This window comes from Eggerthella sp. 1_3_56FAA, assembly GCF_000185625.1.
Taxonomy (GTDB): domain Bacteria; phylum Actinomycetota; class Coriobacteriia; order Coriobacteriales; family Eggerthellaceae; genus Eggerthella; species Eggerthella lenta.
In genome coordinates this window covers 655,269-665,279 of sequence record NZ_GL622579.1, presented here as the reverse complement: position 1 = coordinate 665,279, position 10,011 = coordinate 655,269, and the positions used below count along the sequence as shown (strand labels likewise).

Sequence of the window (10,011 nt, the reverse complement as noted above, 5' to 3'; positions counted from 1 at the left end):
GGTGGACGCCGCGCTCGACGACGAGTCGGCTCGCGCGGTGGGGCGCCTGACCAAATCGCTCGTCGACGATCGCATGGCTTGTCTGCGCATCCGACACCGCGCTGCCGACGGCGTGGCCTGCGGCACCTTCTCGCTGCGCGACGGGGCGCTGTCGTACGCGTCGCGCGCCGACGCCGACGGGGAAGGGACGCGCTCGTGAGCGGGGGCGTCGTCGACATCGGCTACGTCGAGCTGTTCTCCGCGAGCGCCCTCATGCTGGTGGCCGGGCTCGTATCGTGGAAGTTGGAGCTCGGCCAGACGAGGCGCATCGTCGTGTCGTCGGTGCGCTGCTTCATGCAGCTTTTGGCCGCGGGGTTCCTGCTGACGTACCTGTTCGAGTTCCAAACCTGGTGGCTCGTCGCGCTCGTGCTGGCCGCCATGGTGATAGCCGCCACCCAGATAGCCGTGTCGCGGGTGAAGAGCCGCATACCCGGGCTCGTCCCCTCCGTGTTCGTGTCGCTGTTCGTGTCGTCGTTGGTCGTCGGGTTCATCGTGGTGGAGGGCGTCGTGCGCGCCGACCCGTGGTTCCACGCGCGGCAGGTGGTTCCCATCGTGGGCATGATCATGGGAAACGCCATGGCCGCGGTGGCGGTGGCCATCGACAGGCTGTTCTCGGACCTCGATGCGCGCGCAAGCGAGATGTTCTCTCTCACGGCCCTGGGCGCCACGCCGCGCGAGGCCGCCGCGCCTTCGCTCAAGGCCGCCATCGGGGCGGGCATGACGCCTGTGCTGGCGAACATGTCGGCGGCGGGCATCGTGACGTTCCCCGGCATGATGACCGGCCAGCTGCTGGCGGGAGCCGATCCTCTGTCGGCGGCGAAGTACCAGATCGTCGTCATGCTCATGCTGTCGGCCGCCAACACCGTCGCCATCGTGACGGCCTGCTTCATGACGTACCGCAAGCGCTTCGCGCCCGATGGATATTATTTGGACGAGGGCATACGCTAGGATAATCATCTATAATCGCATTGACGTGAAAGGACGATCCGTGGTTGCAGGCGAACCCAAGTTTTCCCATATTACCGTGACGCCCGACGACGAGGACGACGTCGTCATCCAGGCGGGAGCGCGCCCGACGCGGCCCGCTGATCCCGCCCCCGCATCGCCGTGCGAAGAGGAGCCGGCGCCCGAGCCCGAGCCCGCTGCGGCGAACGGCTCCTCGACCGACGAGGACGCGCGGCCGAAGCGCGAGAAGGCCGGGAACGAGGGCTATCGGGAAACCACGATGGACGATCTCAAAGCTGCCCCGATGCCGCTTGCGCAGAAGGTCGTGCTTGCGCTCGCCGCGGTGGGCGTGGTCGCGATCGTCGCGTGGTACCTGTTCTTGCGCTAGCGCCCCCGTTCCACCTGTCAGGAAGGTTCAACGATGCCCAAACATGCTCCCAACGTACCCAAAGGCACCCCCTCCGACCGCTCCGACGAGCGCATCGGCCTCACCGAGGCCTTCTCGCCCGTGGGCGACGCGCAGGCGCCCGTCGACGGATCGGACGAGCGCATCGGCTTGACCGAGGCGTTCTCCCCGGTGGGCGACGGCGCGCATGCCGGCGGTTTCAGCTATCGGGGCGACAACGACGACGAGTACCCTGATGCCATCGAGGCTCTTGAGCCGGTTGACGCTCCTCCGCTCCTGTTCGGCGACGATACCGTAGCCGCGGAGCCCGAGGAGCCCCAGGGGCGTCACGGAAAGCAGAAGAAGGAAAAGAAGCAGAAGCAGCAGATCCCCGCCTATCAGCGCAAATCGCGGCGCATGCGCCGCGTGCTCATCGCCATCGTGGTGCTGCTGATCCTGTTGATCGGCGCGCTGGGATACTTCGCATGGCAGTGGTTCGAGGAAAGCCAGCTGATCGCGACGCAGCAGACCCAAGAGCAGCAGAGCTCGCAGGAAGTGGGTTCCATGCAGACCGACGAAACGAAGGACGCCACCACCGCCACCGCTAAGAAGACGAACGTTCCTAACCTGGCTGCCGTGCTGGGCATGACGAAGGACGAGGCCATCGCCGCGCTCAAGCACGGCGCCACCGAGACGACCTCGAAGGAAGTGAACGAAGAGGGCAATCCCGTCAAGACGAACGTGACGGTGGCCCTTACCGACGAGCCGGCCGACACGCGCTCCGGCACGCCGACGGTGTACCTCGGTCTCAACGAGGACGGTGCGGTCGTGCAGGCGGGCTACTCCGCGGCCACCGCGTCGCTGGGCTACGGCTCGCTCAGTTTCGTCGACGCGGTGAAGAACGAGGGCATCATCGAGAAGACGCTGCAGGAGGCGGGCGTCAATGTGCCTGCGGGCTCGGCGCAGCTTCCCGCCGACAAAACCGAATACTCCGAATACGCGAGCGACGGCACTACGCTCGTCAAGGAATCGTACTCGTTCTCCGGCACGGTCGATCTGAACGGAGCCGCGCACGAATGGTCGGCGCTGCTGCTGTACAACTACTCTACGGCGAACACGTCGGGCAACCTCGCCGACACCATCCGCATCGTATACGTGTACGTCAACGCGTAGCAGGGTTCCGTCAGCCTGGCGGCCGGCGGAACGGGTTGACGCCACGACCAGCCTCGCTGACTTACTGCGCCAACCTGCACGCTTTTCGCCCATTGACCGCTCGATACGTTGCGGGTAGAGTTTGCTGCAGGGCGATAACCGACGAAAGAGGGGCATCCATGATCGATCGGGGCACGTGCAAGGCCATGCTGCGCGAGAGCGCGCGGCTCATGCTGGAGCAGGCCGACCGCTTGAGCGACATCGACTCGAAGTTCGGCGACGGCGACCACGGCATCACCATCACGAAGATCGCCAAGCTCATGGACGAGCGCGCCGAGGCATGGGACGAGGAATCGATCAAGGACTTTCTCGACGACCTGGGTATGGCCGCCATGGCCGTGCGGGGCGGCTCGGCCGGCCCGTTGTACGGCACGCTCATCTCCGGCTTGGGCGCGCAATTGGGCGACGACGAGAACGAGCTGTCTGCCGACGCCGCGCGCCGCATGTTCGCCGGCTGCCTAGCCGAGATGCAGGACATCACGAACGCGCAGGTGGGCGACAAGACCATGATGGACGCGCTCATCCCCGCCGTGGAGGCCGCGCAGGCGTGCGAGGCCGAAGGCGACGACGCGGCAGCTGTGTTCGCGGCCGCGGCAGAGGCTGCCGAGGCCGGCGCGCGGGCGTCAGAGGGCTTCGCCTCGAAGTTCGGCCGCGCGCGCAGTTACGGCGACGCCACCATCGGCACGCCCGACGCGGGAGCCGTGTCGACCTCGCTGTTCTTGCGCGGGCTTGCAACGGGAGCCGCGCATCATTAGGCAATCGGGCCTGCCGCGTCGTGCGGCAGGCCTTTCTTTTCCGGCTGTCAAACGACTGAGGAGGAGCACCATGCAGATGAAGAAGTTCATCAACGATCCCGAGAACCTCACCGCCGAGCTGTTGGAGGGCCTGGCCCTGGCCAATCCCGACATCCTCGAGCTGGGCGAGGACAACATGGTGATCAACAAGAAGCTGGCCGAGGCCGATCGCGTCACCATCGTCACGCAGGGCGGCAGCGGCCACGAGCCGGCCATCGAGGGCTTCGTGGGCGAGGGCATGGTGGACATCGACGTGGTGGGCGACATCTTCGCCGCGCCCGGTCCGCAGGCCTGCGTCGACGCCATCAAGCTGGCCGACAAGGGCAAGGGCGTGCTCTACATCGTGCTCAACCACGCCGGCGACATGCTGACGGGCAACATGACCATGAAGCAGTGCAAGAAGCAGGGCCTCAACGTAGTCAAGGTGGTCACGCAGGAGGACGTGTCGAACGCCCCGCGCGAGAACGCCGACGACCGCCGCGGCCTGGTGGGCTGCATCCCCACGTACAAGATCGCCGGCGCAGCGGCCGCCGAGGGCAGAAGCCTCGAGGAGGTTGCCGCCGTCGCGCAGCGCTTCGCCGACAACATGGCCACCTTGGCCGTGGCCGTGCGCGGCGCCACGCATCCGCAGACGGGCACGCTTCTGGCCGAGCTCGGCGATGACGAGATGGAAATCGGCATGGGCCAGCACGGCGAGGAGGGCGGCGGACGCCAGCCCATGAAGTCCGCCGACGAGACGGCCGCCATCATGGTGAACGCGCTGGCGAAGGACATCGGCATCCAGCCGGGCGAGAAGGTCATGCTCATCGTGAACGGCTCGGGCGCCACCACGCTCATGGAGCAGCTCATCGTGTACCGAGCCGCGGTCAAGGAGCTGGCGAAGCAGGACATCGAAGTGGTCGCGAACTTCGTCGGCGAGATGCTGACCGTGCAGGAGCAGGCCGGTTTCCAGATGTTCATGGCGCGCATGGACGACGAGCTGCTGCGTCTGTGGAACGCGCCCTGCAACACGCCGTACCTGAAGAAGTAGGAGGAGGGTCATGCTCGCTTCCCTGAGCTCCGTCCTCGCCTGGGCGGAAGAGAACGGCTGCGCTGCCGCGGCCTTCGACACGCCGAACCTGGAGCTTCTGCTCGCAGCCATCGGCGCGGCCGAGCATCGCGGCGAGCCCGTCATCATCCAGCACGCCCAGCTGCACGAAGAGGAGACGTCCATCGACGTGATCGGCCCCATCATGGTGGCGCGCGCCGAGGCTTCGCGCGTGCCCGTGTGCGTGATGCTCGATCACGGCGAGGATATGGACTACGTGCGCCGCGCGCTCGACCTGGGGTTCTCGGCCGTCATGATCGACGGCTCGCAGCTGCCCTACGAGGAGAACGTGGCGCTGACGCTGGGCGCCGTGGAGCTGGCGCGCGAGTACGGAGCCGACGTGGAGGCCGAGATCGGCTTCACCACGGGCCACGAAGGGCTCGAGAACGCCGACGACGACCGGGAGAACGTGTACACCGACCCCGACGAGGCCGCGCGCTTCGTGGCCGACACGGGCATCGACGCCCTCGCGGCCAGCGTGGGCACGGTGCACGGCTTCTACCGGGCCGAGCCGAACCTCGATTTCAAGCTGATCGAGGAGCTGCGCATCCGCTGCGGCGTGCCGCTCGTCATGCACGGGGGCAGCGGCCTGTCGTGCGAGGACACGCGGGCGGCCATCCGTGCCGGCATCCGCAAGATCAACTACTTCAGCTACATGAGCAACGCGGGCGTGCGCGCCGTCGAGGCGCTCATCGCCGAAGAGCACCCGAAGTACTTCCACGCCCTGGCCAACGCGGCGACCGCCGCCATGCAGGCCGACGCGGAAGCCGCCATGGACATGTTCAGTATGGTTCCGTCGGCCTGACGGCCGTCGGAACCAGCCGACGCTGCGGCTGGCTGTGGCACCCGATCTTCGCGCGATCCCGGATACTCGCGTACCAAAGTACGCTTCGCCTCTGCGATCCCACGAATCTCGGGCACCGCAGCCAGCCTCGCTGACTTACTACGCCAACCTGGAGACGAGAGGAGATCGGTATGACCGCAACCTATATGCACATCGGCATCCCCATCACGGAGAAGAAGCCGAACATGATCTACAACGAGGCCATGAAGTTCTGGGTGTCGAACGTCGACGACTACGACTACAAGGTGGAGTACCTCAAGTTCGAGGAGGGCACGCCCTTCCCCGAAGAGCTGCATCGTCGCTGGCACGTGGCCTACGCGGTGGACGATCTGGACCGGTACGTCGACGATGCCGACCGCGTCATCTGCGACCCCATGGACGCGGGTCCCGGTGTGCGTCTGGCCTTCGTCGAGAAGGACGGCGCCGTGATCGAGCTCTACGAGGACAAGAACTAGCGATTGGCGGTTGAGCGCGGCCCCGAAGACGGGGCCGCCGCTTTTCCGGATCGGCTTGACGGCGAAACCCCCGATCCGCGGCAGGAATCGATCGGTTTGGTAATCCCGCAGATTCGCTTTGTTTTACGCTTTGAACATGCGACCTGGAAAAACGCCTTCGATCACGCTCGGCAGACCCGAAACGCCGCGGCCGGATCCTCTCCAAGATTACCAAACCGGTCGATTATTGCCGTTCGACGACGTTCCCGCTTCCTGGCTGATTCTTACTCGGCCTTTTCGACCTGGCGGATCAGCTGGACGCGCTCGGGGGTGATGGTGGGGATGCGCACGAACATGAGATACAGCAAAAACGCGCTGACGCATCCGAGGATAGCCCAGACGAGGGGCTTCTGCACGAACCAGGCGGACAGGCCCATGAGCGTGAACGACACGGCCAGGATGCGCACCTTCGTGCCGAGCGGGATGCCTCCGGCTTCTTTGAACGCGGCGACGTAGGTGCGGTACACCCGGGTCGAGATGATCCAGGCGTGGCAGCGCGGCGAGGATTTCGCGAACAGGAACGTCGCGAGCAGCAGCAGCGGGGTGGTGGGCAGCACGGGCACGAACACGCCGATGCAGCCGATGATGCAGGCCGTCCAAGCGCCGGCGAGCATGAGGTAACGAACGATGCGATTCATGACGTCCTTTCCGTCGCGTAAGGCGGTACAGGCTGCAGCCAGTATACCGAAGAGGCTCGCATCGCGATCGTGCGATCGTCGGAACATGGGAAATTAACGGGTTTTGCCCACCTTGCTGAAGATGCGGATCCAAAACCCGGACGAAAAACCCTCATGATTTTCTTGCATCTTAAAAATCCCGTGCTACAATAAGCAAGTTGTTTGTTCAAGCGAGGGGAGACCCTCCACCTGGTTCGGCGCTTTGGCTGCTGATGGGTCGCTCGAATACCGGCTACAAAGCCTGAATACGAATGCGAAACCCGTATGCTCCCAAAGCTACGGGTTTTTATTATGGCGCGGAAGCGCGATGGATTGGGAGGTGAGCGCGATAGCTGCTCAGGAGCCTCGGCTCAACGAAGAGATCACGGTTCGCGAATGCCGTTTGATCGGCTTCGATGGCGAACAGATGGGTATTTACGTGACGGCGGAAGCCCAGCGGGTGGCCGACAACCAGGGGCTCGACCTCGTGGAAATCGCGCCGAACGCGGAACCGCCCGTGTGCCGCATCATGGATTACGGCAAGTTCAAGTACGACCAGGCCATCAAGGCCAAGCAGGCTCGCAAGAACCAGAGCAAGGTCGAAACGAAGGAAATGAAGTTCCGGCCGAAGATCGACGTGGGCGACTACACGACGAAGAAGAAGCACGTCATGCGCTTCCTCGAAGCCGGCAACAAGGTGAAGATCACCATCATGTTCCGCGGTCGCGAAATGGCGCACCCGGAGCTGGGTCTCACCATCCTGGAGCGTCTGGCCGACGACCTGAAGGACGAAGCGGTCATCGAGAACCAGCCCAAGATGGAAGGCCGCAACATGCACATGCTCATCGCCCCGCTGCCTGCGGCAGTCGCGGCGAAGAAAAAGAAAGAGAACGAGAAGAAAGAAGAAGGGAACGACCATGCCTAAGATGAAGACTCATCGCGGCACCGCGAAGCGATTCCGCGTTACCGGTTCCGGCAAGATCATGCGCTCGAAGGCGTTCAAGAGCCACATCATGACGAAGAAGAGCCAGAAGCGCAAGCGCAACTTCCGCCATGAAACCGAAGTGGCCACGGCTGACCAGAAGGTCATCGCCCGTAACCTCGGCCTCCGCTAATCGAAAAGGAACAGTGATAGAACATGCCTCGTGTCAAGCGCGCAGTCAGCGCCCATAAGAAGCGTCGTACCGTCCTCAATCGCGCCAAGGGCTACTACGGTGCGAAGTCCCGTTCTTACCGTGCCGCGAAGGAGCAGGTGCAGCATTCGCTCCAGTACATGTACCGCGACCGCCGCAACAAGAAGCGCGAGATCCGCCGTCTGTGGATCACCCGCATCAACGCGGCCGCCCGCATCAACGGTATGAGCTACTCGGTGCTCATGAACGGCCTCAAGAAGGCAGGCGTGCAGCTGGACCGCAAGGTGCTGTCCGACATGGCCATCAACGATCCCGCGGCGTTCACCGCCATCACCGAGGTCGCCAAGAAGGCTCTGTAGGCTTCGCGTCTATGCAAAAACAGCGCCCCGTCGGATAAGCCGGCGGGGCGCTTTCGTTAGGGGAGGATTTTCCTGCCGGCTTTCCTGCTACGACTCGATGGCTCCGAGGACTTCTTCGTCGTTATGCCATTCGTCCGTGCCGATGAGAGTGTGGGCGAGATACGCCTCGGCTGCATCTCGGGCGCTTCCTGCTTGGTTGGACACTACTTCGATATCGGCTGCTTGCAGCGCTTCCACGGCGTCGCGCTCGATGATGCCGGTGATGACCGCCGTCACATCGAGCTCGCGCAGCACCGCGGCGATGCGGGCAGGGGTCTGATGAGGGTTCGGCATGTTCTGGCACTCGACGATGATGCCCCGTTCGATCCTATAGCAGGTGAAGCTTGCGCAATGTCCGAAATAGGGAGATACGGCCAGTCCTTCGCTCGCCACCGCTATTCTCATGTGATTCCTTTCGTCGCTTCGTGGAAATAACGATACCGCGCTTGGCCGATTGTGTATCCGCTCTTTCGCTCAACGGGGATAAATAGTAAGCTGAACGACATGGATACCGAACCTCTGCAGAGCATCGACGTTGCGATCGTGGGAGCCGGCGTTGCCGGCGCGACGACGGCGCGTGCATTGGCGCGCTGGCGTCTGAACGTCGTGGTGCTTGAGGCAGGCAACGATGTGGCCTGCGGCGCGACGCGAGCGAACTCCGGCATCGTGCATGCCGGCTACGACCCTTTGCCTGGAACGCTCAAGGCTCGCTTCAACGCGGCCGGGTCCAAGCTGTTTCCGCAATGGGCCGACGAGCTGGGATTCTCCTACGTCCGCAACGGCTCGCTCGTGCTCGCGTTCTCCGATGAGGAGCTGGCCAGCATACGGCGCCTCGTGGCGCGCGCGGCGGAGAACGGCGTGGAAGGCGTGCGCGAGCTGGACGCCGCCGAAGTGCGCGCGCTCGAACCGCATGCGAGCCCGCACGTGCGCGGCGGCCTGCTGGCCGAGACGGGCGCCATTTGCGACCCGTACGAGGTTGCCCTGTTCTCGGCAGAGCAGGCGGCGCTGCACGGCACGGCGTTCCGCTTCAACGAGCGCGTCGTGTCCGTCGAGCGCCTGGCCGCGGGCTCGCCCTCGTCCGCGCGCTATCTGCTGTCCACCTCGACAGGCGCGCGGTACGCGGCGCGCGCGGTGGTGAACGCCGCCGGCGTGTTCGCCGACGAGCTGAACAATGCCGTGAGCGCGCATCGCCTGCGCATCGCGGCGCGGCGCGGCGAGTACTGCCTGTACGATTCCGAGTACGGCCCGCTGTTCTCGCATACCGTGTTTCAGGCGCCGTCGTCAGCGGGCAAGGGCGTGCTCGTGACGCCCACCGTGCACGGCAACCTGCTGGTGGGGCCGAACGCCGTGGAGCAGGCGAGCAAGACCGACCTGTCCACGAGCGCGGAGGGGCTGCGCTTCGTGCTGGACGCCGCGAAGAAGACGTGGCCCGACGCCGGCGCGCGCGGCATGATCGCGAACTTCGCAGGGCTGCGCGCCTCGAACGCCGACGGCGACGACTTCGTCATCGGCGAACCGGACGACGCGCCCGGGTTCTTCAACATCGCCTGCTTCGACTCGCCGGGGCTCACCTCGGCTCCGGCCGTAGCCGAGCACGTGGCGCAGGCGGTGGCGGAACAGCTGGGCGCGGAGGCGAACGGGGAATTCCAGGCGAGTCGCGAGCGCTGCAAGCCGTTCGCCGAGCGCGACGAGGCCGAGCGTGCGCGCGCCATCGAGGCCGACCCGCGGTGGGGGCACATCGTGTGCCGCTGCTGCGAGGTGACCGAGGCCGAGATCGTGGCCGCGCTGCACGCTCCGCTGCCCGTGCTGTCGCTCGACGCGCTGAAGTGGCGCACGCGCGCGATGATGGGGCGCTGCCACGGCGGGTTCTGCTCGCCGGAGATCGCGCGCATCGTGGCGCGCGAGACGGGCGTGGCGCCCGACGTGCTGGACAAGCGCCTGCCGGGATCGCCCGTGGTGGCCGCTTCGCGCCCCGATTACGCGGAGCTGGCGCGCAAGGGCGAGCGGTCGGAGGCGCAGGACGC

General features: G+C 65.2%; 14 protein-coding genes. 12 read left to right on the top strand and 2 right to left on the bottom strand.

All coding sequences use genetic code 11. The features are described 5' to 3' along the window. The 8 genes from HMPREF1023_RS15640 to HMPREF1023_RS02880 form a co-directional block, all read left to right on the top strand. The coding region (locus tag HMPREF1023_RS15640) for a hypothetical protein (RefSeq protein ID WP_198006008.1) at positions 1–199 on the top strand (199 nt) is incomplete at its 5' end. Beyond that, positions 196–987: an iron export ABC transporter permease subunit FetB gene (gene fetB / locus HMPREF1023_RS02910; RefSeq protein ID WP_009304652.1), complete on the top strand. Its 792-nt coding sequence runs from the start codon at positions 196–198 to the stop codon at positions 985–987. The genes HMPREF1023_RS15640 and fetB, both read left to right, overlap by 4 nt. A 40-nt stretch (positions 988–1,027) precedes the next feature. Beyond that, positions 1,028–1,372, top strand: coding sequence for a hypothetical protein (locus tag HMPREF1023_RS02905; protein WP_009304651.1), 345 nt, complete (start codon positions 1,028–1,030; stop codon positions 1,370–1,372). A gap of 33 nt (positions 1,373–1,405) precedes the next feature. Next, positions 1,406–2,542, top strand: coding sequence for a hypothetical protein (locus tag HMPREF1023_RS02900; protein ID WP_009304650.1), 1,137 nt, complete (start codon positions 1,406–1,408; stop codon positions 2,540–2,542). A 158-nt stretch (positions 2,543–2,700) separates the two neighbouring features. Beyond that, positions 2,701–3,336 (top strand): DAK2 domain-containing protein, encoded by a 636-nt coding sequence (locus HMPREF1023_RS02895; RefSeq protein WP_009304649.1) that lies wholly within the window; start codon positions 2,701–2,703, stop codon positions 3,334–3,336. 70 nt (positions 3,337–3,406) lie between these two features. Further along, positions 3,407–4,405: a dihydroxyacetone kinase subunit DhaK gene (locus HMPREF1023_RS02890; RefSeq protein ID WP_009304648.1), complete on the top strand. Its 999-nt coding sequence runs from the start codon at positions 3,407–3,409 to the stop codon at positions 4,403–4,405. A gap of 10 nt (positions 4,406–4,415) precedes the next feature. Next, positions 4,416–5,267, top strand: coding sequence for a class II fructose-bisphosphate aldolase (locus HMPREF1023_RS02885; protein ID WP_009304647.1), 852 nt, complete (start codon positions 4,416–4,418; stop codon positions 5,265–5,267). A gap of 170 nt (positions 5,268–5,437) precedes the next feature. Beyond that, complete coding sequence (locus tag HMPREF1023_RS02880; RefSeq protein ID WP_009304646.1) at positions 5,438–5,761, top strand: VOC family protein; 324 nt, start codon at positions 5,438–5,440, stop codon at positions 5,759–5,761. 263 nt (positions 5,762–6,024) lie between these two features. Here the strand turns inward: HMPREF1023_RS02880 and HMPREF1023_RS02875 are convergent, their stop codons facing one another. After that, positions 6,025–6,438 (bottom strand): YbaN family protein, encoded by a 414-nt coding sequence (locus tag HMPREF1023_RS02875; RefSeq protein WP_009304645.1) that lies wholly within the window; start codon positions 6,436–6,438, stop codon positions 6,025–6,027. 346 nt (positions 6,439–6,784) lie between these two features. Here HMPREF1023_RS02875 and infC point away from each other — a divergent pair, with 346 nt between their 5' ends. The 3 genes from infC to rplT are packed head-to-tail and all read left to right on the top strand — an operon-like array spanning position 6,785 to position 7,948. Beyond that, positions 6,785–7,381, top strand: a complete 597-nt coding sequence (infC, locus tag HMPREF1023_RS02870; protein ID WP_009304644.1) for a translation initiation factor IF-3 — start codon at positions 6,785–6,787, stop codon at positions 7,379–7,381. Next, positions 7,374–7,571, top strand: a complete 198-nt coding sequence (gene rpmI, locus HMPREF1023_RS02865) for a 50S ribosomal protein L35 (RefSeq protein ID WP_009304643.1) — start codon at positions 7,374–7,376, stop codon at positions 7,569–7,571. Before infC ends, rpmI begins: the two co-directional genes overlap by 8 nt. A gap of 23 nt (positions 7,572–7,594) precedes the next feature. Further along, positions 7,595–7,948 carry a 50S ribosomal protein L20 gene (rplT, locus tag HMPREF1023_RS02860; protein ID WP_009304642.1) on the top strand — a complete coding sequence of 118 codons (354 nt, stop codon included), beginning with the start codon at positions 7,595–7,597 and terminating at the stop codon, positions 7,946–7,948. A gap of 87 nt (positions 7,949–8,035) precedes the next feature. Here rplT and HMPREF1023_RS02855 read toward each other — a convergent pair whose 3' ends face one another. After that, on the bottom strand, positions 8,036–8,392 hold the full coding sequence (locus HMPREF1023_RS02855) for a NifB/NifX family molybdenum-iron cluster-binding protein (RefSeq protein ID WP_009304641.1): 357 nt from the start codon (positions 8,390–8,392) through the stop codon (positions 8,036–8,038). 99 nt (positions 8,393–8,491) lie between these two features. Between HMPREF1023_RS02855 and HMPREF1023_RS15635 the strand changes: the two genes are divergently transcribed. Then, the coding region (locus HMPREF1023_RS15635) for an NAD(P)/FAD-dependent oxidoreductase (protein WP_009304640.1) at positions 8,492–10,011 on the top strand (1,520 nt) is incomplete at its 3' end.

Bases quoted from the DNA above. Each gene is read 5' to 3' on its own strand.
- HMPREF1023_RS02900 (WP_009304650.1), top strand. From the start codon at position 1,406: ATGCCCAAACATGCTCCCAACGTACCCAAAGGCACCCCCTCCGACCGC.
- HMPREF1023_RS02895 (WP_009304649.1), top strand. From the start codon at position 2,701: ATGATCGATCGGGGCACGTGCAAGGCCATGCTGCGCGAGAGCGCGCGG.
- HMPREF1023_RS02890 (WP_009304648.1), top strand. From the start codon at position 3,407: ATGCAGATGAAGAAGTTCATCAACGATCCCGAGAACCTCACCGCCGAG.
- HMPREF1023_RS02885 (WP_009304647.1), top strand. From the start codon at position 4,416: ATGCTCGCTTCCCTGAGCTCCGTCCTCGCCTGGGCGGAAGAGAACGGC.
- HMPREF1023_RS02880 (WP_009304646.1), top strand. From the start codon at position 5,438: ATGACCGCAACCTATATGCACATCGGCATCCCCATCACGGAGAAGAAG.
- HMPREF1023_RS02875 (WP_009304645.1), bottom strand. From the start codon at position 6,438: ATGAATCGCATCGTTCGTTACCTCATGCTCGCCGGCGCTTGGACGGCC.
- infC (WP_009304644.1), top strand. From the start codon at position 6,785: ATGGATTGGGAGGTGAGCGCGATAGCTGCTCAGGAGCCTCGGCTCAAC.
- rpmI (WP_009304643.1), top strand. From the start codon at position 7,374: ATGCCTAAGATGAAGACTCATCGCGGCACCGCGAAGCGATTCCGCGTT.
- rplT (WP_009304642.1), top strand. From the start codon at position 7,595: ATGCCTCGTGTCAAGCGCGCAGTCAGCGCCCATAAGAAGCGTCGTACC.
- HMPREF1023_RS02855 (WP_009304641.1), bottom strand. From the start codon at position 8,392: ATGAGAATAGCGGTGGCGAGCGAAGGACTGGCCGTATCTCCCTATTTC.